Source organism: Mycobacteriales bacterium (assembly GCA_030697205.1).
GTDB lineage: Bacteria > Actinomycetota > Actinomycetes > Mycobacteriales > SCTD01 > JAUYQP01.
The window spans coordinates 72,636-95,496 of record JAUYQP010000059.1; the positions used below are offsets into that span (position 1 = coordinate 72,636).

Genomic DNA, 22,861 nt, shown 5'->3' on the forward strand with positions numbered 1-22,861 from the left:
CGTGGACCTGATCGCCGAGGCCCGCCGCCAGTGGGTGGCGCAGGGCTGGGCCGACGCCGCCGACGGCATGGCTGCCGTCACGTCGGTCATGCGCGCGCAACAGCTGCTGCAGGCCCGCGTCGACGAGGTGCTGCGGCCGCTCGGGCTGACCTTCGCCCGCTACGAACTGCTCACGCTGCTGTCTTTCAGCGGCCGCGGCTCGATGCCGCTGAAGAAGGCCAGCGAGCGGCTGCAGGTCCATCCCACGTCGGTCACCAACGCGGTCGACCGCCTCGAGGCCGCCGGCCTCGTCGAGCGGCTGCCGCACCCCACCGACGGGCGCGCGACCCTGGTCTCGCTCACCGACGAGGGCCGTCGTACGGCCCTGAAGGCCACCGAGGCCCTCAACGCCGAGGTCTTCGCCCGCCCCGGCCTGTCCCCCGACCGCACCCGTGAGCTGGTCGACGTCCTCACCGACCTCCGCCGCGACGCCGGCGACCTCTGACCCGCCCGACGTCTCAGAACGGCAGCGCGCCGCCGGCGAAGGTGGGGATCCCCCAGCCCTCGGTCACCAGCCCGCGCTCGACCCGGAAGACCATCAACCCGGAGGCCTTTCCCGGGGCCGGGCCTCCCCGGGTGACCAGGTGCGCCACGACGACCTCGTCGTCGTACGCCGTCATCCGGAACCCGTCGACGGCGTAGTCGGGGTAGTGGTGGAACCACTCGGCGAGCAAGGCCAGGTAGTCGTCGGGGCCGCGGTCCCCCGCTCCGGCGTGGCTGCCGGTGACGTGGTAGACCGCGCCGTCGGCCCACAGCCCGCGCGCGCCCTCCAGGTCGCGTGCCGCGAGCCGGGCGAAGAGGTCGCCGACGACCTGGGACGCCTCACCCACGGCTACGACGCCGTGATGGAGGGGGCGGTGGTGCCGCCGAGGTCCATCGGGGCCATGCCGAGCTTGCGGTGGTCCCAGGTGCGGGTCCGGTCGACGTCGAGGCGCACGGCCACGCGCTTGGCGAGCATCACCTCGACGAAGGGCCGCATCTCCTCGGTGTAGGGGCCGGTGTAGCGCTCCCACACCGAGACGCCGACGGCCCACAGCGCGTCGGGGTCGTCGACGACGACGGCCCGGCCCTCGAGCGCGACGCCGCGCAGCGCGTCGTAGGTGTGGCCGGCCTCGACCATCACCGTGCAGCGCGGGTCGCGACGCAGGTTGGCGGCCTTCTGCGACTTGGCCTTGGTCTCGAACCACAGCTGGCCGTCGATCACGGCGTACCACATGGCGACGAGGTGGGGCAGCCCCTCGGGACCGACGGTGGCCAGCGTCGCGACGCGCTGCTCCTCCAGGAACCCCGCGACCTCGGCGTCGTCCATCGTGATGGCGGCGCGCTGGTTGACGCCCATCAGGAGGTCACCGGGTCGAGGACGAACAGCGGGATGACCCGCTCGGTCGAGGCCTGGTACGTGTCGTAGTCGGGCCAGGCCTCGACGGCCCGCACCCACCAGGTCGCCTTCTCCTCACCGGTCGCCTCGCGGGCGACGTAGTCGCGCTTGACCGCCTCGTCCTGGAGCTCGACGAGCGGGTGGGCGACGACGTTGTGGTACCAGACCGGGTGCTGCGGGGCGCCGCCGAGCGAGGCGACGACGGCGTAGCTGCCCTCGTGCTCGACCCGCATGAGTGGCGTCTTGCGGACCTTCCCGCTCTTCGCACCGAGCGTGGTCAGGACGATGCAGATCCCGCCCCTCCACTCGCGCCCCTCGACGCCGCCGGTCTCCTCGTAGAGGCGGACCTGCTCGGCGACGGGCTCCCAGGCGGACGGCTCGTACTCACCCTCGATCGGCATGTGCCGACCGTAACGTGTTCTACCCGCGCAGCTCCAGGGTGCAGCACTTCGCGCCGCCGCCGGCCTTGAGCAGCTCCGACAGATCGACCCCGACGGGCACGAAGCCGCGGTCGGCCAGCTGCGCGGCGAGCCGGGTCGCGACCGTCGGCAGCACGACGTGGCGACCGTCGGACACGGCGTTGAGACCGAGCACCGCGGCGTCCTCGGCGCTCGCGAGGATCGCGTCCGGGAAGAGCCGCCGCAGCACCGAGAGGCTGCCCGCGCTGAAGGCACCGGGGTAGTAGGCGACGGTGGTGTCGTCGAGCACCGCGAGGGCCGTGTCGAGGTGGTAGTAGCGCGGGTCGACCAGCTGAAGCGACACGACCGGCACCCCGAAGTGCTCCTGCACCTCGGCGTGCGCACCCGGGTGGGTGCGAAAGCCCGTGCCGGCGAGGACGAGCTCGCCGACGACGAGGAAGTCGCCCTCGCCCTCGTTGACGTGGACCGGCTCGACGGCCGCGTCGAGCCCGGCGGCAGCGAGCCAGGAGAGGTACGCCGGACCCTCGGCCGCGCGCTCGGGGAAGGTGAAGCGGGCGCCCAGGGCCCGACCCTCGACGACGAGGCCGCCGTTGGCCGCGAAGACCATGTCCGGCAGCCCAGGCACCGGCGCGATCGTCTCGACGTCGTGGCCGATCCCGAGGTAGGTGCGGCGCAGCGCGTCCCACTGCGACAGCGCGAGCGCCCGGTCGACGGTGGCCGTCGGGTCCATCCACGGGTTGATCGCGTAGCTGACCTCGAAGTGCTCGGGGGCGCACATCAGGTAGCGGCGCGGGCGCGCAATGCGGGTGGTGTCGGCGGCGGGGCGGGTGTCCAGCAGGGTCATGTGATGACCGTAGGAGAGGCAGTCTACGCAAGCAATCGCTGTCCGTTGCGCATCAGATGTGGTTCTGTTGCGTCTCTCAGCCACATTCGACGATCTGTTGCGGAGGCAGCGTGGACGCGCTCGACGCCCAGGTGATCAGCTGCCTGCTCCGGGACGGCCGGGCGACCTTCGCCGAGATCGGCGCGGAGGTCGGCCTGTCCGCGCCCGCCGTCAAGCGCCGGGTCGACAAGCTGCTCGCGTCCGGCGCGCTGCGCGGCTTCACCGCCGTCGTCGACCCCGCGGCCCTGGGCTGGTCGACCGAGGCCTACGTCCACGTCTACTGCAAGGGCACCGTCGCACCGCCCGACCTGCGCCGGGCACTCGAGAAGGTCCCCGAGGTCGTCGGGGCCTGCACGGTCTCCGGCAAGGCCGACGCCCTGGTCCACATGCTGGCCGCTGACATGCAGCAGCTCGAGCGAGCGATCGAACGGGTCCGCGCCGAACCCAACGTCGACCACACCGAGAGCACCATCGTGCTCTCTCGGCTCATCGACCGGCCGCGCAGCTGATGCTCCCCGCGACCAGCGGTGCCACGGCACCTGCCACGACGTAGGACGCGAGACCCCCTCGCGGGCACGCAGGACCCTCCCGGAGACGTTGCCCTGAGAAGGCGCGTCCGCGAGGCCTCACCCGCCCTTCACACCGCGTCGCGGAGGCTCACAACAGGCACGCAGCAGCAGGCAAGGCGGCGCACAGACCCGAGCGCGACGGTCTGGGCACCACCCGACGAGAGGCAGGGCCCGTGACCGAGATCGACACCGGCATCACCCTGGCCCACCCGGGCCGGCTGTGGGTGCTCGTCGTCGTGGCAGCCCTCGCGGGTGTGCTCGTGGTGCGCGGCCTGCGACGCGGCAGGGAGCCCTTCGCCGACGCGGCGCTGCTCCCCAGCGTCGCCCCCCGGCGAGCGGGTCGGCTGCGGCTGCTCGTCCCCGCCGCGCTGCTGCTCGCGACGACCTCGCTGTCCGTGGCCTGGGCGCAGCCGCAGCGGGATGCCACCGAGGAGCGCGAGCGGGCGACGATCGTGATCGCTCTCGACACGTCGTCCTCCATGCTCGCGACCGACGTCAGCCCCGACCGCTTCAGCGTCGCGACGGCCGCAGCCAAGGAGTTCATCGAGGCGCTGCCCGAGGACATCGAGGTCGGCTTGGTCATCTTCAACAAGGGCACCCGGCTCGTCGCCGCTCCCACGGACGACCACGCCTCCGTCGCCGCCGAGCTCGACGACCTCAACCTCTTCGGTGGCACAGCCCTCGGCGACGCGATCCTCACCTCGCTCGCCGCGATGTCCCGCACGGGCAACGAGGACGCCAACGCCGCCCGCATCGTGCTGATCGCCGACGGGGGCTCGACCGAGGGCTCACCGGTCGAGATCGGCATCCAGGCCGCGGTGGACGCCGGCGTCCCTGTGACGACGATCGCCTACGGCACCGCCGACGGCGTCGTGGAGTCACAGGGCCGTCAGGTGGCCGTGCCCGTCGACCCCGTCGTGCTCCAGCAGATCGCCGACGCCACCGGCGGCAAGGCCTACCAGGCCGCCACCGGCGACCAGCTCACCGAGGTCTACGCCGACATCGGCACCGACGTCGTCCAGGAGCGCGTCACAGAGGACCTCGCCTCCCGCTTCGCCGGCGTCGCCGGACTCCTGCTCGTGCTCACCGCCGTGCCCTCCCTGCTCTTCAGCAGCCGACTCCTGTGAAGGACCTCCCCATGACCACGTCCCGCTCCTCCCGCCGAGCCCCGCAGGACCAGCTCGAGCAGGCCCTGATGGAGGTCAAGAAGGTCATCGTGGGACAGGACCGCATGGTCGAGCGCATCGTCGTGGCGCTGCTCGCCCGCGGCCACTGCCTGCTCGAGGGCGTGCCCGGCGTCGCGAAGTCGCTGGCCGTCGAGACGCTGGCCACCGTCGTGGGCGGCAGCTCGGTCCGCCTGCAGTTCACTCCCGACCTCGTGCCCAGCGACATCGTCGGCACCCGGATCTACCGCGCGTCGAGCGAGACCTTCAGCGTCGAGCTCGGCCCGGTCTTCGCCAACCTGGTGCTCGCCGACGAGGTCAACCGTGCACCCGCCAAGGTGCAGTCCGCCCTGCTCGAGGTGATGGCCGAGCGGCAGGTCTCGCTCGGTGGCGTCACCCACAAGCTGCCCAACCCGTTCCTGGTGCTCGCGACGCAGAACCCCATCGAGAGCGAGGGCGTCTACCCGCTGCCCGAGGCGCAGCGCGACCGCTTCCTCATGAAGGTCGTCGTCGGTCACCCGACGATGAACGAGGAGATGGAGATCGTGCGGCGGATGTCGGCCTCGCGGCCGCACGCCACCCAGGTGCTCTCCCTCGAGGACCTGGTGGCCCTGCAGACCGCGGCCGACGAGGTGTTCGTGCACCACGCCGTCGCGGAGTACGCCGTCCGCCTCGTCATGGCCACCCGCGACCCCGAGGCCTGGAAGGTCGCCGACGGCGCCCGCTGGATCGCGCACGGCGCGTCGCCGCGCGGGTCGATCGGCCTGGTCCAGGCGGCCCGCGCCCTGGCCCTCATGCGCGGTCGCGACTACGTCATGCCCGACGACATCCGCGACCTCGCCGTCGACGTGCTCGCCCACCGCATCGTGCTCACCTACGAGGCGCTGGCCGAGGAGAAGACCGGCGCCGACGTCGTCGCGCAGGTCCTCGCCGTCGTCACGCCCCCTCACGTCGCGCCGTCGCAGGACGCCGGCCACTACCTCCCCGCTCCGCCGCAGTCCGGGGTGGCCTGACATGCGCAGGGTGACGTCACTGCCACCACCACCGCTGCCGTCGGAGTCCGTCGTACGCCGGCTGTCGCTGCAGGTCGCGCGCCGGCTCGACGGCCTCCTGCAGGGCGAGCACCTGGGCTTCCTGCCCGGTCCGGGCAGCGAGCCCGCGGAGGCGCGTCCCTACGGCCTCGGTGACGACGTACGCCGCATCGACTGGTCGGTGACGGCCCGCACCGGCGAGACGCACGTGCGCACCACGGTGTCGGAGCGCGAGCTCGAGACGACGATCCTGCTCGACCTCACCGGGTCGATGGCCTTCGGGACGCGGACGACGGAGAAGCGCGACCTCGCCATCTCGGTGTGCGCGGCCCTGCTGCACCTGGCCCGGGGCGCCGGTGACCGCACCGGCGCCGTGCTGCTCACCCCGGCCGGCACCAAGCGGATCGCACCGAGGGCCGGCCGCGACGCGGTCCTCGCGACGTTGCACACGGTGCTCCAGGAACCCCGCGCCGACGGGGCCGGCCCACCACTGTCGCTGGCACTGCAGGGACTGCTCGTGCCACCCCGCCGCCGCGGGCTCGTCGTCGTCATCAGCGACCTGCTCGAGCCGGCCGAGACGTGGCAGCGCCCGCTGGCCCTGGTCGGGCAGCGCCACGACACGATGGTCGTCGAGGTGCTCGACCCCCGCGAGCTGACCCTGCCCGACGTCGGCACGCTGCGCCTGGTGGAGCCCGAGAGCGGCCGCGAGGTCGACGTCGCGACGACCAGGGCCGTGCGAGAGCGCTACGCCGCGGCCGCGGCCGCGCGCCGCGCAGGCAACGCCGCAGCCGTGCGGACCGCCGGTGCGTCCCACGTCGTGCTGCGCACGGACTCCGACTGGCTGGTGGACTTCGCGTCGTTCCTGCAGCACCGCACGCGCACCCGCGGCACCGCCTCGCGCGCCAGGAGGAGATGACCGTGGGAGGCATCGACTTCGCCGCTCCTGGCCGGCTCTGGCTGCTCCTGCTCGTCCCGGTCCTCGCCGCTGTGCACCTCTGGCGGCAGCGCCGGCGCAGCCGCTACGCCGTGCGCTTCCCCGAGCTCGAGCTGCTGCTGTCGGTCGTGCCGAAGCGCTCCCGGTGGTTGCGGCACCTGCCAGCAGCCCTGCTGCTGCTCGCCCTCACCGGCACCACGGCAGCCTGGGCCGAGCCGACCGCCGAGGTCTCCGTGCCACGCGAGCGGGCCACCGTCATCGTCACCCTCGACGTCTCCGCGTCGATGATGGCGACCGACGTCAGCCCCGACCGCATCAGCGCCGCGAAGGAGTCCGCGCAGGCCTTCGTCGAGCGGCTGCCCGACACCTTCGACGTCGGGCTGGTCAGCTTCTCCGGCAGCGCCTCGATCGTGGTGCCGCCGACGACCGACCACGAGTCGGTCAAGACCGCCATCGCCGCGCTGCAGCTCGGCCCGTCGACCGCCATCGGCGAGGCGGTGCTCGCCTCGCTGCAGGCCGTCGCCACAGCCAATGCCGACAGCGGCGTGCCGGCACCCGCCCGCATCGTGCTGCTGTCCGACGGCGCCAACACCGCGGGCCGACCGCTGTCGACCGCGGTCGAGCAGGCCACGGCTGCGGGAGTCCCGGTGAGCACCATCGCCTACGGCACGCCGGACGGCGTCGTCACGGTCCAGGGCCGGCTCATCCCCGTCCCGGTCGACGGCCCTGCCCTCGCCGGGCTCGCCGAGGGGACTGGTGGCCAGGCCTACTCCGCGGAGAGCGGCGAGGAGCTCTCGGGCGTCTACGCCGACATCGGTGCGCAGGTCGGCACCACGCAGGAGCGGCGTGACGTCAGCGCCCGCCTCGCCGGCCTCGCCCTCGTGGCCGCCCTCGGGGCCTGCGCGGCGACCCTCGTCTGGTCACCGCGCCTGCTGTAGCCCGACCGCTCGGTCAGGGCCGGACCGCGCCATCGGTCCGGCCCTTCGGCGTACCGCCTCTCGCCCTTCCTGGGAGTGTCCTGGGAGTCGCGCCGCACCCCTGGTGCGGCTGCCAGTCACCTGCCAGGTTGGTGACAGGGCGGTTGCAGGTGGGCGGCCGACCCTGGTGAGCACCAGGACGGGAACCACCCGTCCACCCCTCGATGAGGAGCACGTCATGCGCAAGAAGGCAGGCACCCTGGTCCTGGCCACGTCCCTCGGGCTCGGCGGTCTCGCGACCGGCGTCGTACTGGCCCCGGCGATGGCGACCGCGGCCACCAGCGAGACCTCCACGGCCACCGCCGTGGGCGACCGCGTCACCAGGATCAAGGACGCCCTCAAGGGCCTCGTCACCGACAAGACCCTCACCCAGGCGCAGGCCGACAAGGTCGCCACCACCCTCGCCGAGAGCCTCCCGCCCGGTGGCCCCGGCGGGCGCGGGCGCGGGCACGGCCCGGACGGGCGCGGGCACGGCCCTGGCGGGCGCGGCTTCGGCGCCGGCCTCGACGCCGCCGCCACCGCGATCGGCATCACCGAGGCCGAGCTCAAGGCCCAGCTCGCTGCCGGCAAGGCCCTCGCCCAGGTGGCCGAGGCCAACGACGTCAGCAAGGCGGACCTCATCGCCGCGCTCGTCAAGGCCGCCGAGGCCAAGCTCGCCCAGGCCGTCACCGACGGCAAGATCACGCAGGCGCAGGCCGACGAGCGCAAGGCGACCCTGACCGCCCGCATCACCGAGTCCGTCGACAAGGTCCGCCCCGCGCGCGGTCACCACATGCAGGAGGCCCCCGCCGAGACTCCTGCAACGACCTCCAGCAGCACCGCCTGACCCCAGGTACGACGAAGGCCGGTCCCCCACGGGGCCGGCCGTCGGCGTGTGCGCGCTAGTGGCGCCGGCGCCACCAGCGCCAGAGCAGCAGGGCGATGACCGCGCCGCCCCCGACGCCGACGGCCCGCTTGTTCATGCCGGGGACCTGCGGCGGGGCGGGCGGGGGCGCGACCGGTGAGCGCAGGAGGGTCGACGGCGTGACCTGCGGGTGGGTGACGGCGTCGGGGACGACCGCAGCCTGGGGGGCGGACGCTGCCGCTGGCTCAGTGACCGGTTCCGCGGCGGGTGCGACCGAGGCGGGCTTCGGAGTGGCCTTCCTCGGCGCCCGCTTCGCCGCCGCCTTGACGGCCTTGACCGCGCTGCCGGCGTCCTTGGCCGCCTCGGTCACGGTCTCCGATACGCTGTCCGCGGCGTCGGTGACCTTGTCCTTGGCCGCGGACGCGCCGTCCTTGACCGCGTCGCCGGCCTTCTTCGTCGTGCGCTTGGCGACCCGCTTCGGGCTGACCTTGTCGGCGATCGCGTCGACGGTGGCGGCCAGCTCCTCCCGGGTCTCGGCGATCTCCGCGGCGAGCGACTCCGGCGTCGGCGCGGCCTCGCGGGCCTCCGCGGCGGTGCGGGCCCGTCGTACCGGCGGTGTCCCCTGGCTGTCGCTGCTCACGCGGCTCTCCTCCATGACTCGGGTGCTGCGCTCATGATCCTGCCCTGCCCTGCCCTGCGGCGGAGGAACCACCCGCGACCGTGGCCAGGGTCGTCGCGGCCGACACCAGCGCCAGGTGGCTGAAGGCCTGCGGGAAGTTGCCCGTCATGCGGGTCCCGTCGTGCTCCTCGGCGAGCAGCCCGACGTCGTTGGCGAGGTCGCACAGCTCCTCGAACAGCGACGTCGCCTCGCCGACCCGGCCGGCGAGCGCGAGGGCGCTCACCAGCCAGAACGAGCAGGCGAGGAACGAGCCCTCCCCCGGCGGCAGCCCGTCGAGCTCCTCGATGGTCTCGTAGCGCGCGACGAGCGGGCCTGTCCGCAGCGTCGAGCAGATGGCGTCGATCGTCGACAGCACCCGAGGGTCGTCGCCGGGCAGGAAGCCGACGAGCGGCATGACGAGCAGGCTCGCGTCGAGGGCGTCGCTGCCGTAGGACTGGGTGAAGGCCTGGCAGGTCTCGCTCCAGCCCTTGTCGCAGACCTCCGCGTGCACCCGGTCGCGCAGGGCCCGCCAGTGCTCGACCGGCCCCTCGAGACCGTGCTCCTCGACGGCCCGCACCGCCCGGTCGAAGGCGACCCAGACCATGAGCTTGGAGTGCGTGAAGTGCCGCTTCTCGCCGCGCACCTCCCAGATCCCGAAGTCCGGCTCGTCCATGACCTGCTCGAGCCGCCTGAGTCCCGAGCGCTGCACCGCCCATGCGAAGGCGTCGCCGTCGATCCCGGCGTCACGCGCTGTCGCCAGCGCCGCCATCACCTCGCCGTAAACGTCGAGCTGGAACTGCTCGGCCGCGGCGTTGCCGATCCGCACCGGCCGGCTGCCCTCGTAACCCGCGAGGTGCTCGAGCTCGAGCTCGGGCAGCATGCGCTCGCCCTTGAGGCCGTAGACGATCTGCAGCTCGTCGGGCGAGCCGGCCACCGCGCGCAGCAGCCAGGCCTGCCACTGCTGGGCCTCCTCGGTGTGGCCGCACGAGAGCAGCGCGTCGACGACGAGGGTGGCGTCGCGCAGCCAGCAGTAGCGGTAGTCCCAGTTGCGACTGCCGCCCATCAGCTCAGGCAGCGAGGTCGTCGGCGCGGCCACGATGCCGCCCGTCGGGTGGTAGGTCATCGCCTTCAGCGTGACGAGCGAGCGGCGCACGAGGTCGGCCCGCGGACCGTCGTACGACGTGCGCGCGGACCACTCCGACCAGAACCGCTCGGTCTGCTGGAGACCCGCTCCGACATCGGGGGGCGCCGGCAGCGGCTCGTGCGACGGTGCCCACACGAGTGACCAGTCGAGGACGTCGCCCTCGGCCACCGTGAAGCGCGCGTGGTGCGCGCGGTCGACGCCACGGTGGTCCGCCTCGGGCAGCACGTCGCCGCGGAGCAGGACGGCGTCCGGGCCGGCCACGGCCCACAGCGCCGGCCGCCCATGGGCGTCGGTGATCCGTCGCACCCAGGGGGTCGCCCCGCCGTAGGCGAAGCGGATGACCCAGCGCATCGCCATCTGCACCTCGCCCTCGAGGCACTCGACCCGACGTATGAGGTCGGCGGAGGCGTCCCTCGGTGGCATCGCGTCGGTGAGCCGCACGAGCCCCGTCGCGGTGCGCCACTCGGTCTCCAGCACGAGCGAGTCGCCGCGGTAGCGACGGGTCGTCTCGAGGACCGCTCCGTCAGCGAGGCCGGCCGGGCAGACCTGCCAGCGGCCGTTCTGCTCGTCACCGAGCAGCGACGCGAAGGCGGCCGCGCTGTCGAAGGCCGGCAGGCACAACCAGTCCACCGAGCCGTTGCGGCCGATCAGTGCCATCGTGTGGGTGTCGCCCACGACCGCGTAGTCCTCGATGAGCAGGCCGGGTTCCGGGGCACGGGTCACCGACTGATCATGCCCACCCCGAGAGGCGCGACTCCTGTTGCGAACCATTCGCAACAGCGACTAACGTGCAGGACGTGACCCTGCACCGTCGCGCCCTGCTCTGCGCGACCCTCCCGCTCCTGCTCTCCGCCTGCGCGACGGGCACCCCAGACCCCTCTGACGCCCCGACGAGCGACTCCGGGCGGCTGCGCGTCGTCACGACGGTGGCCCCCCTCACCTCGATCGCCGCCAACATCGGCGGCGACCGCGTGCAGATCACCGGCATCGTGCCGGAGGGCACCAACAGCCACACCTTCGAGCCTCCTCCCCAAGCCGCCGCGGTCATGGAGAAGGCCGACGTCGTCTTCGTCAACGGGCTGCAGCTCGAGGAGCCGACCTTCGACCTCGCCGAGGCCAACACCCCCGACGCCGCCACGATCGTCAAGCTCGGCGACGAGGTCCTGCCCGAGTCGGACTACATCTACGACTTCTCCTTCCCCAAGAAGGACGGCAAGCCCAACCCGCACCTGTGGACCGACCCGACCTGGGCCGCGAAGTACGCCGACGTCATCAAGGACACCCTCGTCGAGAAGGACCCGGCCAACGCCGACTACTACCGCGCCAACCACACCGCCTTCGTCGGCAAGGCCACCGCGCTCTCCACCGCGCTGAAGAAGGACCAGGCGACGATCCCGGGCGGCAAGAAGGAGCTGCTGACCTACCACGACGCCTACGCCTACTTCGCCAAGACCTACGGCTGGAACGTCATCGGTGCCGTCCAGCCGTCGAACTTCGAGGACCCGCAGCCCAAGGAGGTCGCCCGCATCATCAGGCAGATCCGGGAGCGCAAGGTCCCGGTCATCTTCGGCTCCGAGGTCTTCCCGTCGAAGGTGCTCGAGCAGATCGGCAAGGAGACCGGCGCGCGCTACGAGGCGTCGCTGCTCGACGACGACCTGCCCGGGAAGCCCGGCGAGAGCGAGCACTCATGGCTCGGGCTGATGCGCTACGACTACCGCACGATGATCACCGGCCTCGGCGGCACGTCGACCGCCCTCGACGCCCTCGACGTCGCGGACGTCGCCCCGGACACGGCGGACTACCCGCAGTGACGCCGCTGATCGCCCTCGACCACGTCACCTTCGGCTACGGCGGTACGCCGGTGCTGCGCGACGTCGACTACCGCGTCATGCCCGGTGACTTCACCGGGGTCGTCGGCCCGTCGGGCTCGGGCAAGACCTCGTTGCTGCGGCTGCTTCTGGGGACCGTCTCCCCGACGCACGGCACCGTGACCCGCGCCAAGGGCACCGCCGTCAGCTACGTCCCACAGCTCGACACCGTCGACTGGAACTTCCCGGTCACGGTCGGCGAGTGCGTCCTCATGGCCCGCCAGTCGCGACGCCAGCTGCCCTGGGCGACCGCCGCCGAGAAGGCCGACGTCGCCCGGGTGCTGGAGCAGCTCGGCATCGGCGACCTCTCGCGCCGGCACATCCGCGAGCTCTCCGGCGGCCAGCAGCAGCGGATGTTCATCGCCCGGGCGCTGCTGCGCCGACCGCAGCTGCTGCTCATGGACGAGCCGACGTCCGGCGTCGACATCGCCACCCGCCACGAGGTGCTGCACCTGCTTGACGACCTCAACCGCGACGGCCTGTCAATCCTGCTCACCACTCACGACCTCAACGGCATGGCCGCGCACCTGCCCCATCTCGTCGCGCTCAACGGTCGCGTCCTCGCCTCCGGCCCGCCGTCGGAGGTGATCGTTCCCGACGTCCTGGAGCGCACCTTCGGAGCCCGCATGGACGTCCTGCAGCACCTCGGCATCCCCGTCGTCGTCGACGGCTCCGTCCTCGGAGCGGCCGGGTGATCGACTACCTGCTCGAGCCGCTGCAGTTCGACTTCCTCGTCCGCGGCCTCTACGCCGCGGTCCTCGCCGGCGCGCTGTGCGGCTTGATCGGCGTCTTCATCACGCTGCGCGGCATGAGCTACATCGGCCACGGCCTGTCGCACGCCATCTTCGGTGGCTACGCCGCGGCTCCATTGCTCGGCGTCCCGATCATCCTCGGCGCCGGGGCCTGGGGGCTCGGCTCCGCGCTGCTCATCAACGCCGTGGCGCGCAGTCGCAAGATCGGCGCCGACGCGGCGATCGGCGTCGTGACGACCGCGTCCTTCGCCCTTGGCGTCGCCCTGCTCACCCGCTTCGGCACCAAGGGCCCGGCCTTCGACGCGCTGCTGTTCGGCAGCATCCTCGGGGTCGACAACGGCGACCTGTGGCTGCTGCTGGCGACGCTCGTCCTCACCGCCGCGACGTTCACGCTGCTCTACCGGTCGTTCCTCTTCACCACCTTCGACCCCGAGGTCGCCGACGTGAGCGGTGTCAGCGTCAAGCGCATGGACGCGCTGCTCATGGTCGTGCTGTCGATGTCGATCCTCGCGACGCTGCAGATCATCGGCGTGACGCTCGTCGCGGCCACCCTCGTCATCCCGGCCGTCGTCGCCCGGATGCTGACCGACTCCTTTTCCCGGATGCTGTGGTTGTCGAGCACCCTCGGGGCCCTCGGCGGCGCGATCGGGATGTACGCCAGCTACCACCTCGAGATCCCCTCGGGCACCACGATCGTCCTCGTCGAGGCGCTCGCCTTCACCGTCGTCCTGCTCGTCACCGGACGCCGAGGCCTGCGCCGCGCCGCCGGCCTCGACGACCACGCCCACGAGCCCGCCGTCGCGCCCGTCGCGGTCCGCTAGCCTCGCGCCGACCCTGACCCGAGAGGCCGCTCGATGCCCGTCACCCCCCGCCTCGCCCCTGGCGACACGGCCCCCGACTTCACCCTGCCGGACGCCGACGGCGTGCCGGTGACGCTGTCGTCGTACCTCGGTCGCAAGGTCGTCCTCTACGCCTACCCCGCCGCCTCCACCCCGGGCTGCACCAAGCAGGCCTGCGACTTCCGCGACTCGCTGTCCTTCCTGCAGAGCCAGGGGTACGACGTGATCGGCCTGTCGCCGGACGCGCCGGAGAAGCTCGCGCGCTTCCGCGACGCCGAGGGCCTGTCCTTCCCGCTGCTGTCCGACCCGTCGAAGGAGGTCCTGACGGCCTACGGCGCCTACGGCGAGAAGCAGCTCTACGGCAAGACGGTGACCGGCGTCATCCGCTCGACCTTCGTCATCGACGAGAAGGGCGTCCTGACCCACGCGGGCTACGCCGTCAAGGCCACCGGCCACGTCGCCAAGCTCACCCGCGACCTCGGCCTGGCCTGACGCGAGACCCCAAAGATCACCAGCACACCGTGTCGGGGGCTCCCGCTCAGAGGTCGTCCTGACGCGTGCCCATGTGCTGTCGACCCGTCGCCCTCGTAGGCTGCGCGCGGGGCCGTAGCCCAACGGCAGGAGGCAAACGGTTTAGGTCCGTTCCAGTGCGGGTTCGACTCCCGTCGGCCCCACCACGAGGACACCGCGAGCGTCTGGTCCTTGACTGCAAGAGGTTCCCCCGCAGCTGTGGAGGCTCTCCTCCGGAGCATCTGGCTCCTGCCCGGACGGGTGCCCGGCTCGACGTCCCGCGGGGCGAGGTCGGCTGCCTCATGACGCGGGACCTCTGCCGGCGGCAGCCTCGGTCCGTCGGCAACTCGGCCGGCACTGTGCAAGGGAGTCAGCTGTGGCAGTTCTCGCGGTCATCGTCGGCGCGGTCGTCGCCTTCACCACCCGGCGCGCCCGCCCTGGGCTCGTCGCCGGCCTCGCGGTGTGGGCGCTCGTCACCCTGTACCTCACCGTCGGGGTGCGCCTGTTCGAGGACGACTCGACAGGCTCCGACCACTCACTCACAGCAGGCTTCTGGGCGGCGCAGATCGTCCTGCTGCTGCTGACCGTCGGCGGTACGTTGCTGGTCGCGCGGCAGCGGGGGGGCCGCTCAGCCGTCGGGGCCTGAGGGGGTGGGTGACATGGGGCTGCCGCGGCGCCGCGCCCTGGCGCTCCTGCTGCTCCACACCGTGCTCCTGTGCGTCGCGCTCCTGGTCCTGGCCCTGGGTGGTCACAACCGGACGGGCGGGTCGGACTCCTGGTGGCTGCTGGCGGGCGCCGTGCCGGCCTCGCTCGTGGCTGCGCTGCTGGCCGACCGCCGTCCTGGGACGACGGTCGGGCGGTGCCTCGCCGTGCTCGCGAGCGCTCAGCTCCTGAGCGTCACGGCGAGGGTGCTGAGCCAGGACTGGCAGCGCTCGAGCTGGGTCTCCGATCGCCTCGGCGACGTGCTCTTCGTCGGGACCCTGCCGGTGCTCGCCCTCCTCGTCGTGGCCTTCCCGGACCGGGCGCGCGGACGGTGGCGCGCAGTGCAGCGGGGCCAGGTCGCGCTGCTGTCGGCTGCAGCGCTGCTGGTGGTCGTCGCAGGACGCGACGGGGTCGCCTCGGCCGCGGCCCGCGGTGCTGTCGTCGTCGTCGTCCTCGCCGGGGTCGTCCGCATCGGCGAACTGGTGCGGACGTGGCGGCGGGCCAGCGGGGAGGAGCGCACGCCCTACACCTGGTTCGTGGTCGGAGCGGCCAGCCTCCTCCCGCTGTACGCGACGGGTGCCGTCCTCAGCGCGCTGGACATCACCGCCCTGGACGGTCCGGCCACGGCGTACGTCCTCGGGGTGCTCCCGGCCTCCCTGGGTCTCGCGATCGTGCGCGGACGGCTGTACGAGCTCGACATCGTGGTGAACCGGGCGCTCGTGCTGAGCACGACGTCGGTGGTCCTGCTCCTGGCGTACGTGACCCTCGCGGCCGCGGCGGGCGCCACGGGAGCGTCACCCGGCCGCCCGGCAGTGTCGGCAGTGCTCGCGGTCGCGACCGCCCTGGCCTTCGGGACCGTCCGCCAGGCGGCGCAGCGCCTCGTCGACCGGGCGCTCTACGGCGACCGCGACGAGCCGGGGCGCGCGCTGCAGCGCCTTGGTCAGCAGCTGGCCGGCGCCGTGGCCCCCGAGGAGGTCGCCGACCGCGTGGTGGACGCGGTGCGCGCGGCGATCCGAAGCCCCTCCGTCGAGCTGCTGACCGACGACCTGGGGCGGCCGGGGGACTTCGTCCTCGAGCACGCCGGGCACCGGCTCGGCGTGCTGCGGGTAGCGCCACGGGTCGGGGAGCAGGCGCTGTCGGCCCACGACACGGCGCTGCTGCACGACCTCGCGCGGCAGGCCGCGGTCGCGCTCTACGCCGGACGGCTCGCCGACGACCTCGCCGCCTCGCGCGAGCGGCTCGTGGCCAGCCGAGAGGAGGAGCGGGCCCGTCTCCGTCGCGACCTCCACGACGAGCTCAGCCCCTCGCTCGCGGGCATTGCCCTGTCCGTCGGCGCGGCCCGTGCCCGGGTCCACGACGACCCGGACGGCGCCGAGCAGCTGCTGGCCCGCGTGGCTGACGAGTCCCGAGCGACGACCGGCGTCGTCCGGCGCGTGCTCGCCGGTCTCGCGCCGCCGGGGCTGGCCGAGCTGGGACTGGTCGCGGCCCTCGAGCGGCGCGTCGACGAGCTGTCGCACGCCGGTCAGTGCCGCGTCACGCTCGTCGTGGAGGGGGTGCCCGCCGTGCCGCCGGACGTGGAGGTCGTCGCCTACCGCGTGGCCGTCGAGGGCGTGGCCAACGCGCTTCGCCACAGCGGCGCCGGCGCCGTGCAGGTCCGGGTCCGCCAGGACGAGACCCGGCTCAGCGTGGAGGTGGCGGACGACGGCTGCGGACCGCCCGCCCCCGACCAGGAGGGCAACGGGATCCGGGGCTGCCGGAGCCGCGTGCGCGAGCTGGGCGGACACCTCGCCCTCACCCCGCTCGAGGACGGCGGAGGCACCCGGCTCGAGGCCGTGCTGCCGGTGAGCGGGGGCGCCGACCGATGACCCGAGTCCTGGTGGCGGAGGACCACCCGCTGTACCGCGACGGCCTGTGCGCGCTCCTCGCCACCGTGCCCGGGGTGCAGGTGACCGGCGCTGTCGACTCCGCCGCCGCGGCGCTCGCGGCGGCGGGCGATGCCGACCTCGTCCTGCTCGACCTGGAGATGCCCGGCGGGAGCGGGCTGGACGCGATCCGCGACCTCGTCGGCCAGGGGGTCTCGGTGCTCGTCCTGACCAGCCACGACGACGACGCGTCGGTCTACGCCGCGCTGCGAGCCGGGGCGCACGGCTACCTCCACAAGTCGACCGGGCCGGAGGAGCTCACGCGGGCGGTGCTCGCCGTGGCCGCCGGAGACGGGCTGTTCGGCTCGCAGGTCATGGAGCGCATCACCCGGCACTTCGCGAGCGGTGGTCGGGCGAGCGCGTCGAGCGTCCTCCCGCAGCTGACGCCGCGGGAGAGGGAGGTGCTGTCCCTCATGGTGGAGGGGCGGAGCACGGCGGAGATCGCCGACCACTTCGTCGTCAGTCTCAAGACCGTCCGCAACCAGGTCTCGTCGATCCTGGTGAAGCTGCGGGCCAGGGACCGTGTCCACGCCGTCGCCATCGGCAGGGAGCACGGTCTGGGCGCCTGAGGCGACGCGAGGGCGCCGCCGGCCTCACGTCCGCGGCCAGCGACCATGAGGCCCTGCATGACCGTCCTGACGAGGTCACCTCACCACGGGTCAGACCTGGATGAGCTCGGGGTGGGTGCGGAACCACTCGATGGTGCGCGACAGGCCGTCCTCGAAGTCGACCTTGGGCTCCCAGCCGAGCTCGCGGCGGGCGAGGGTGATGTCGGGCTGGCGGATCGACGGGTCGTCGACGGGCCGCTCGATGAAGGTGATCGGCGAGTCCGAGCCGACCAGCCGCTTGATGGTCTCGGCGAGGTAGAGCACCGACACCTCGTGCGGGTTGCCGACGTTGACGGGCCCGGCGAGGTCGGAGCGCAGCAGCCGCATGATGCCCTCGACGAGGTCGTCGACGTAGATGATCGAGCGGGTCTGCGAGCCGTCGCCGGCGACCGTGATCGGCTTGCCGGTGAGCGCCTGCGACGTGAAGGCCGGGATCGCCCGACCGTCGTTGGGTCGCATCCGCGGACCATGGGTGTTGAAGATGCGCAGGATGCCGGTGTCGACGCCGTGGGTGCGGCGGTAGGCCATCGTCAGGGCCTCGGCGTAGCGCTTGGCCTCGTCGTAGACCCCGCGCGGGCCGACCGGGTTGACGTGGCCCCAGTAGGTCTCGGGCTGCGGGTGGACCTGCGGGTCGCCGTAGGTCTCCGAGGTCGAGGCGAGGATGAAGCGCGCGCCCTTCTCCTTGGCCAGGCCGAGGGCGTGCAGGGTCCCGATCGAGCCGACCTTGAGGGTCTCGATGGGCAGCTGCAGGTAGTCGATCGGCGAGGCGGGCGAGGCGAAGTGCAGGATCTGGTCGACCGGTCCGGGCACATGGACGTAGTCGGTGATGTCGGCTTTGACGAGCCGGAAGCCGTCGCGCTCGGTGAGGTGCGCGACGTTCTCCGGGGTGCCGGTGACGAAGTTGTCGAGCGCGACCACCTCCGCGCCGTCGTCGAGCAGCCGGGTGCACAGGTGCGACCCGAGGAAGCCGGCCCCGCCGGTCACCACCACGCGTGTCATGCCGACAGACCCTAGCCGCGGACCTGCCGGGCTGGAGGCCCTCCGACCGCTAGCCTGAGCGGGTGAAGCTCTCGGTCCTGGTGCCCGTGTTCAACGAGGCTGGCACCGCCCAGGCCGCGCTCAAGCGCATCCTCGACGTCGACTACCCGTGCGAGCTCGAGGTCGTCGTCGTCGACGACGGCTCCACCGACGGCACGCGCGGGGTCCTCGCGCAGGTCGAGGACCCCCGGCTGTCGGTCCACCACCACGCTGTCAACCAGGGCAAGGGCGCGGCGATCCGCACGGCGGCGAAGCACGCCACCGGCGACTACATGATCATCTGCGACGCCGACCTGGAGTACGCCCCCGAGGAGATCCCGACCCTGCTCGCGCCCGTGCTCGCCGGCGAGGCCGTGGTCGTCTACGGCACCCGCACGTTCGGCAGCCACACGGCGTACAGCTTCTGGTACGTCCTCGGCAACAAGAGCGTGACGATGGCCGCCAACGTGCTGTTCGACTGCTGGATCAGCGACCTCGAGACCTGCTTCAAGCTGCTGCCGCTCGACCTCTACCGCGAGCTCGCCGTCGAGGCGGCCGGCTTCGGCATGGAGGCCGAGGTGACCGCCAAGCTGCTGGCGCGCGGCCTGCGTCCCTTCGAGGTGCCGATCACCTACAAGGCCCGCAGCCGCGAGGAGGGCAAGAAGCTCACCTGGAAGGACGGCGTCGAGGCGCTCTGGATCCTGTCGCGCGAGCGCGTCCGCGCAGGCCAGAGCCGCCGGCGCGCACTGCGCTGACGAGCGACCCGGCGGCCGGCCCGCCGCTCCCCCTCGACCCGCTCCACGAGACCCACCCGGTCGGCGTCCCGGCCGTGGTCGTGCACGAGGGCGACCTGCCGCCGTCGGGGTCGCTGCCGCCACGACCGGCCCGCACCACCCCCCGCAGCACCGCCCGCAGCACCGCCCGCAGCACCGCCCGACATGCCGCCCGACCTGCCGCCCGACCTGCCGCCCGACACGCCGCCCCCGAGGAGTCCTCCGCCCTCGCCGTGCGGCTCTGGACCGTGGGCGTGCCGCTGCTGCTCGTCCTGCTCGGCGCCGCGGTCCGCATCCGGCAGTGGGCGGTCGGCCGGTCGCTGTGGCTCGACGAGGCGCTCATCGGCGAGTCACTGGTGTCGCGCGGTTACACCGCGCTGGTCACCGAGCCACTGCTCCACAACCAGGCAGCCCCGGTCCTGTGGCTGTGGGCCGAGCGGCTCGCGATCGACCTGTTCGGCACCGACGAGCGAGTGCTGCGCATCGTGCCGATGCTCGCCGGCTTCGCCGTGCTCGGCCTCACCTGGGCGCTGGCCCGTCGGCTGCTGCCTGCCGTCGTCGTGCCGGTGCCCGTCGCGATCGTCGCGCTCAGCCCGTCGCTGACCTACTACGCCAACGAGGTCAAGCAGTACTCCAGCGACGTCGCCGTCGTGCTCGTCCTCGTGCTGCTCGCTCTGCGCGCGATGCGTGGCACGCGCGACGTCGCGGTGCTCGCCGCCGCCGGCGCCGTCCTGCTCTGGCTGTCGCACGCCGCCGTCCTGGCCCTCGCCGGCATCAGCCTGGTGCTGGTCCTCCGGCACGCCGTCGGTCGCCGCTGGCGCGAGGCAGTCCTGACCGCTGGGGTGCTGTCGGGCTGGCTCGTCTCGCTCGGCGTGGCCTTCGTGCTCGTGCTCGACGACCTGCGCGACAACCGGGTCCTCGAGGACTACTGGGCCTACACCTTCCCCACCGACGACGGGCTGGCCCGGTGGATCGGCCGCCGCTGGCTCGACCTCACCGAGACTCCGCTGGGTCTGCGGCTGCCCGAGCTCGCGCTCGCGCTGCTGGCCCTCGGCGCTGCCCGGCTGCTGTGGGTCGCCCGGGCCCGCGGGGCGGCCGCGCTCGCGATCGTCGCGATGGCGACCCTCGCGGCCTCGCTGTCGGCGTACCCCTTTGCCGGTCGGCTGTCGCTGTGGCTGGTGCCCCTCGCCGCCCTCGCGATCGGCGCCCTCGTCCCCGACCGGATGGACCTGCCGCGGGCGGCCTGGCTGCTCGCCGTCACCGTCGCGCTGTCCCTCACCCTCGTGCCCGCGCTGCGCGAGACCCCACCGCGGCTGATCGAGGCGCAGTACGTCGAGGAGCTCGAGCCGGTGCTGCGCCAGGTCGCCGCGGAGCGCCAGCCCGGTGACCATGTCCTGGTCCACATCGCGGCCCGTGGCGGCTACGACTACTACGAGCGCTTCGTCCCGATCCGGCGCGACGGCGTGATCCTGCTCATCGACACCCCCGCGCAGGGCTGCGACGACCGCATCGCACTGCGCACCGGCCGCTTCGCGACCGAGCGGGTCTGGGTCGTCTTCAGCCACGAGCTCGTCGACACCGGGCGGCTGGGCAGCACCGCCGACCTCATCGCCCGCATCCAGACGGTGTCGTCGATCGCACGCACCATCCAGGCACCGGGCTCGCAGGCGTTCCTCTTCGACCCGGTCGCCGGGCCGCAGGCCGTCCAGCCGACGACCTACCGCAACCCGATGCGCTGCCTCGGGGTCTACCGCGCGTCGCGCTGAGGGACCCGCGCGACGAGCAGCAGCGACTGCCCGAACGGCGGTGGCCGGCGACCCTCGAGGCGGCGCAGCCACGGCACTACCCCGCGGTCGTAGACGGTGAGCAGCAGCCCCGCCCTCGGCCGCGTGCGCAGCAGCTTCACCGTGACGAGCCACGCGAGCAGGCCCGGCAGGTTGACGTGGTGGAGGACCTCGACGGTGAGACCCGCGGCCTCGGCGGCACGCCGCAGCGACGCCCGCCGGTAGCGGCGCTCGTGGCCGATCGCCCGGTCGAAGCGCGACATCGCCGACGGGAAGGCCGGCACGACCACGACGACCGCTCCCTCGTCACGCACCAGCCCGGCGAAGGCCCGCAGCGCGGCGACGTCGTCGGGGATGTGCTCGAGCACGTTGCAGGCGACGACGGAGGAGTACGCCGCGACCTCCTCGATCGGCACCGCCAGCTCGCGGACCGTCACGGTCGGGTCCGCTGCGAAGCGCTCCCGCAGCGCCGCGAGCCGCGACGGGTCGGCTTCGGACGTGGTGAAGCGGGTCAGCCCCTGCGCGGCGCGGACCGCGACCCAGTCGGCGGCGTAGTGACCGAGCCCGCCTCCGACCTCGAGCGGGTCGTCGCCGAGGTGCGGCCCGATGAGGTCGACCAGCCAGCGGCGGTAGTTGCGGGCCTCGACGAGGTCCTCGAGGACCTCGCTCTGCAGCCCGCTGTCACCCGTCACCCGCGTCACGCCGGCTCCCCCAGGGCGGCGGCGAGCTGCGGAGCGAGGGCGCGGAAGGCCTGGCCGCGGTGGCTGATCGCGTCCTTGTCCGCGGGCGCCATCTCGGCGGTGGTGCGGTCGTGCCCATCGGGCACGAAGGCCGGGTCGTAGCCGAACCCCCCGGTGCCCCGCGGCTCGTGGACCAGCCTGCCCCGCAGCACGCCCTCGACGACGCCGGTGCGACCGTCGGGCAGGGCGTAGGCCGCCGCGCAGACGAAGCCCGCGCCGCGCCGCTCGTCGGGCACGTCGCCGACCTGGCCGAGCACCAGCGCGAGGTTGGCGGCGTCGTCGCCGTGCGCGCCCGCCCAGCGGGCCGACAGCACCCCGGGCATGCCGTTGAGCGCGTCGACGACCAGCCCGCTGTCGTCGGCGACCGCGGGCAGGCCGGTGGCGGCGCAGGCCTCGACGGCCTTGGCGAGCGCGTTGGCCTCGAAGGTCGCGCCGGTCTCCGGCCCCGGCTCGACGTCGTCGGGCAGCGCGACGAGCGCGACGCCGTAGGGCGCGAGGATGCGCGAGAGCTCGGCGACCTTGCCGGCGTTGCGGGTGGCGAGCACCACCTGGGGTGCGCTCACAGCGAGGTCGGGACGCCCTCGTGGCGCCGGCGCAGCGGCTGGTCGAGCGCCTCGGCCTGCAGCCGGGTGAGGTCGGCGATGCCGCCCTGCGCGAGGTCGAGCAGCGCGGTCAGCTCGGCCCGCGAGAAGGGCTCCCCCTCAGCGGTGCCCTGCACCTCGACGAGCGCGCCGTCACCGGTGCCGACGACGTTCATGTCGGTGCCGGCCGAGACGTCCTCGGGGTAGTCGAGGTCGAGCACCGGGGTGCCGTCGACGACGCCGACCGAGATCGCCGCGACAGACCGCACAAGGGCCGCCTCGCGGCCGAGGTGGCGGCAGGCGTCGACGAGCGCGACGTAGGCGCCGGTGATGGCCGCGGTGCGGGTGCCGCCGTCGGCCTGCAGGACGTCGCAGTCGATCGAGATCGAGGACTCGCCGAGCTTCGACAGGTCGATCGAGGCCCGCAGCGAGCGGCCGATGAGCCGGCTGATCTCGTGGGTGCGGCCGCCGATGCGGCCCTTGACCGACTCGCGGTCGGAGCGGGTGTGGGTGGCGCGCGGCAGCATGGAGTACTCCGCCGTCACCCAGCCCAGGCCGCTGCCCTTGCGCCACCGCGGGACGCCCTCGCTCGCCGAGGCCGCGACGAGGACCCGGGTGCGGCCGAACTCGACGAGGCAGGAGCCCTCGGCGTGGTCGAGCCACCCCCTGGTGAGGACGACGGGACGGAGGGCATCGGCCGAGCGGCCGTCATGGCGGGTCACGTGA

Annotated in this window: 26 protein-coding genes and 1 tRNA gene; 17 read left to right on the top strand and 10 right to left on the bottom strand. The window is 73.2% G+C overall.

The genetic code is table 11. The features are described from left to right. The first annotated feature begins 1 nt into the window (after window position 1). On the top strand, window positions 2-484 hold the full coding sequence (locus Q8R60_19785) for a MarR family transcriptional regulator (protein ID MDP3714713.1): 483 nt from the start codon (window positions 2-4) through the stop codon (window positions 482-484). Window positions 485-497: 13 nt separating this feature from the next. Here the strand turns inward: Q8R60_19785 and Q8R60_19790 are convergent, their stop codons facing one another. The 4 genes from Q8R60_19790 to Q8R60_19805 are packed head-to-tail and all read right to left on the bottom strand — an operon-like array spanning window position 498 to window position 2,680. Continuing rightward, the gene (locus Q8R60_19790; GenBank protein ID MDP3714714.1) at window positions 498-869 is read right to left on the bottom strand and encodes a nuclear transport factor 2 family protein; all 372 of its coding nucleotides are present in this window, start codon (window positions 867-869) and stop codon (window positions 498-500) included. A gap of 2 nt (window positions 870-871) precedes the next feature. After that, a complete protein-coding gene (locus Q8R60_19795) occupies window positions 872-1,378 on the bottom strand; it encodes a PPOX class F420-dependent oxidoreductase (protein MDP3714715.1) in 507 nt (168 codons plus the stop codon). Then, window positions 1,378-1,818, bottom strand: coding sequence for a nitroreductase family deazaflavin-dependent oxidoreductase (locus Q8R60_19800; GenBank protein ID MDP3714716.1), 441 nt, complete (start codon window positions 1,816-1,818; stop codon window positions 1,378-1,380). The genes Q8R60_19795 and Q8R60_19800 overlap by 1 nt, the downstream gene beginning before the upstream one ends. 19 nt (window positions 1,819-1,837) lie before the next feature. Continuing rightward, window positions 1,838-2,680, bottom strand: coding sequence for an N-dimethylarginine dimethylaminohydrolase (locus tag Q8R60_19805; protein ID MDP3714717.1), 843 nt, complete (start codon window positions 2,678-2,680; stop codon window positions 1,838-1,840). A 56-nt stretch (window positions 2,681-2,736) separates the two neighbouring features. Between Q8R60_19805 and Q8R60_19810 the strand changes: the two genes are divergently transcribed. The 6 genes from Q8R60_19810 to Q8R60_19835 all read left to right on the top strand — a co-directional run bounded on the left by Q8R60_19810 (window position 2,737) and on the right by Q8R60_19835 (window position 8,219). Then, the gene (locus tag Q8R60_19810) at window positions 2,737-3,228 is read left to right on the top strand and encodes an Lrp/AsnC family transcriptional regulator (protein MDP3714718.1); all 492 of its coding nucleotides are present in this window, start codon (window positions 2,737-2,739) and stop codon (window positions 3,226-3,228) included. Between the two features lie 233 nt (window positions 3,229-3,461). Then, window positions 3,462-4,415, top strand: coding sequence for a VWA domain-containing protein (locus Q8R60_19815; protein ID MDP3714719.1), 954 nt, complete (start codon window positions 3,462-3,464; stop codon window positions 4,413-4,415). An 11-nt stretch (window positions 4,416-4,426) separates the two neighbouring features. Further along, a complete protein-coding gene (locus tag Q8R60_19820; protein MDP3714720.1) occupies window positions 4,427-5,464 on the top strand; it encodes a MoxR family ATPase in 1,038 nt (345 codons plus the stop codon). Between the two features lies 1 nt (window position 5,465). After that, the gene (locus Q8R60_19825) at window positions 5,466-6,398 is read left to right on the top strand and encodes a DUF58 domain-containing protein (protein ID MDP3714721.1); all 933 of its coding nucleotides are present in this window, start codon (window positions 5,466-5,468) and stop codon (window positions 6,396-6,398) included. Window positions 6,399-6,400: 2 nt separating this feature from the next. Then, the gene (locus tag Q8R60_19830; GenBank protein MDP3714722.1) at window positions 6,401-7,354 is read left to right on the top strand and encodes a VWA domain-containing protein; all 954 of its coding nucleotides are present in this window, start codon (window positions 6,401-6,403) and stop codon (window positions 7,352-7,354) included. 217 nt (window positions 7,355-7,571) lie between these two features. Further along, window positions 7,572-8,219 carry a hypothetical protein gene (locus tag Q8R60_19835; GenBank protein ID MDP3714723.1) on the top strand — a complete coding sequence of 216 codons (648 nt, stop codon included), beginning with the start codon at window positions 7,572-7,574 and terminating at the stop codon, window positions 8,217-8,219. Window positions 8,220-8,274: 55 nt separating this feature from the next. Here the strand turns inward: Q8R60_19835 and Q8R60_19840 are convergent, their stop codons facing one another. Together Q8R60_19840 and Q8R60_19845 are read right to left on the bottom strand one after the other, a co-directional pair. Continuing rightward, window positions 8,275-8,877 (bottom strand): DUF3618 domain-containing protein, encoded by a 603-nt coding sequence (locus tag Q8R60_19840; GenBank protein ID MDP3714724.1) that lies wholly within the window; start codon window positions 8,875-8,877, stop codon window positions 8,275-8,277. Between the two features lie 31 nt (window positions 8,878-8,908). After that, the gene (locus Q8R60_19845) at window positions 8,909-10,762 is read right to left on the bottom strand and encodes a glycoside hydrolase family 15 protein (protein MDP3714725.1); all 1,854 of its coding nucleotides are present in this window, start codon (window positions 10,760-10,762) and stop codon (window positions 8,909-8,911) included. Between the two features lie 74 nt (window positions 10,763-10,836). Here Q8R60_19845 and Q8R60_19850 point away from each other — a divergent pair, with 74 nt between their 5' ends. From Q8R60_19850 to Q8R60_19885, 8 genes are all read left to right on the top strand, one after another. Then, window positions 10,837-11,850: a metal ABC transporter substrate-binding protein gene (locus Q8R60_19850; protein MDP3714726.1), complete on the top strand. Its 1,014-nt coding sequence runs from the start codon at window positions 10,837-10,839 to the stop codon at window positions 11,848-11,850. Further along, complete coding sequence (locus Q8R60_19855; protein ID MDP3714727.1) at window positions 11,847-12,602, top strand: metal ABC transporter ATP-binding protein; 756 nt, start codon at window positions 11,847-11,849, stop codon at window positions 12,600-12,602. The genes Q8R60_19850 and Q8R60_19855 overlap by 4 nt, the downstream gene beginning before the upstream one ends. After that, complete coding sequence (locus Q8R60_19860; protein ID MDP3714728.1) at window positions 12,599-13,480, top strand: metal ABC transporter permease; 882 nt, start codon at window positions 12,599-12,601, stop codon at window positions 13,478-13,480. Before Q8R60_19855 ends, Q8R60_19860 begins: the two co-directional genes overlap by 4 nt. A gap of 33 nt (window positions 13,481-13,513) precedes the next feature. Then, entirely contained in the window at window positions 13,514-13,990 is a 477-nt protein-coding gene (bcp, locus tag Q8R60_19865; protein MDP3714729.1) for a thioredoxin-dependent thiol peroxidase, read from the top strand. A 108-nt stretch (window positions 13,991-14,098) separates the two neighbouring features. Beyond that, window positions 14,099-14,175 (top strand) — tRNA-Leu (locus Q8R60_19870). Window positions 14,176-14,384: 209 nt separating this feature from the next. Further along, the gene (locus Q8R60_19875) at window positions 14,385-14,654 is read left to right on the top strand and encodes a hypothetical protein (protein MDP3714730.1); all 270 of its coding nucleotides are present in this window, start codon (window positions 14,385-14,387) and stop codon (window positions 14,652-14,654) included. 13 nt (window positions 14,655-14,667) lie between these two features. After that, window positions 14,668-16,575: a histidine kinase gene (locus tag Q8R60_19880; GenBank protein MDP3714731.1), complete on the top strand. Its 1,908-nt coding sequence runs from the start codon at window positions 14,668-14,670 to the stop codon at window positions 16,573-16,575. Continuing rightward, the gene (locus Q8R60_19885) at window positions 16,572-17,201 is read left to right on the top strand and encodes a response regulator transcription factor (GenBank protein ID MDP3714732.1); all 630 of its coding nucleotides are present in this window, start codon (window positions 16,572-16,574) and stop codon (window positions 17,199-17,201) included. The genes Q8R60_19880 and Q8R60_19885 overlap by 4 nt, the downstream gene beginning before the upstream one ends. 90 nt (window positions 17,202-17,291) lie before the next feature. Here the strand turns inward: Q8R60_19885 and Q8R60_19890 are convergent, their stop codons facing one another. Beyond that, the gene (locus Q8R60_19890; protein ID MDP3714733.1) at window positions 17,292-18,239 is read right to left on the bottom strand and encodes an SDR family oxidoreductase; all 948 of its coding nucleotides are present in this window, start codon (window positions 18,237-18,239) and stop codon (window positions 17,292-17,294) included. 62 nt (window positions 18,240-18,301) lie between these two features. Between Q8R60_19890 and Q8R60_19895 the strand changes: the two genes are divergently transcribed. Then, window positions 18,302-19,012, top strand: a complete 711-nt coding sequence (locus Q8R60_19895; protein ID MDP3714734.1) for a glycosyltransferase family 2 protein — start codon at window positions 18,302-18,304, stop codon at window positions 19,010-19,012. A gap of 74 nt (window positions 19,013-19,086) precedes the next feature. Then, window positions 19,087-20,796, top strand: a complete 1,710-nt coding sequence (locus Q8R60_19900) for a glycosyltransferase family 39 protein (GenBank protein ID MDP3714735.1) — start codon at window positions 19,087-19,089, stop codon at window positions 20,794-20,796. On the opposite strand, the gene Q8R60_19905 is transcribed toward Q8R60_19900, so the two are convergent. The 3 genes from Q8R60_19905 to rph are packed head-to-tail and all read right to left on the bottom strand — an operon-like array spanning window position 20,778 to window position 22,857. Further along, window positions 20,778-21,515 carry a class I SAM-dependent methyltransferase gene (locus tag Q8R60_19905; GenBank protein ID MDP3714736.1) on the bottom strand — a complete coding sequence of 246 codons (738 nt, stop codon included), beginning with the start codon at window positions 21,513-21,515 and terminating at the stop codon, window positions 20,778-20,780. The genes Q8R60_19900 and Q8R60_19905 overlap by 19 nt on opposite strands. Then, window positions 21,512-22,117, bottom strand: coding sequence for an RdgB/HAM1 family non-canonical purine NTP pyrophosphatase (gene rdgB / locus Q8R60_19910; GenBank protein ID MDP3714737.1), 606 nt, complete (start codon window positions 22,115-22,117; stop codon window positions 21,512-21,514). Before rdgB ends, Q8R60_19905 begins: the two co-directional genes overlap by 4 nt. Next, window positions 22,114-22,857 (bottom strand): ribonuclease PH, encoded by a 744-nt coding sequence (gene rph / locus Q8R60_19915; GenBank protein MDP3714738.1) that lies wholly within the window; start codon window positions 22,855-22,857, stop codon window positions 22,114-22,116. The genes rdgB and rph overlap by 4 nt, the downstream gene beginning before the upstream one ends. Between the last annotated feature and the right edge of the window lie 4 nt (window positions 22,858-22,861).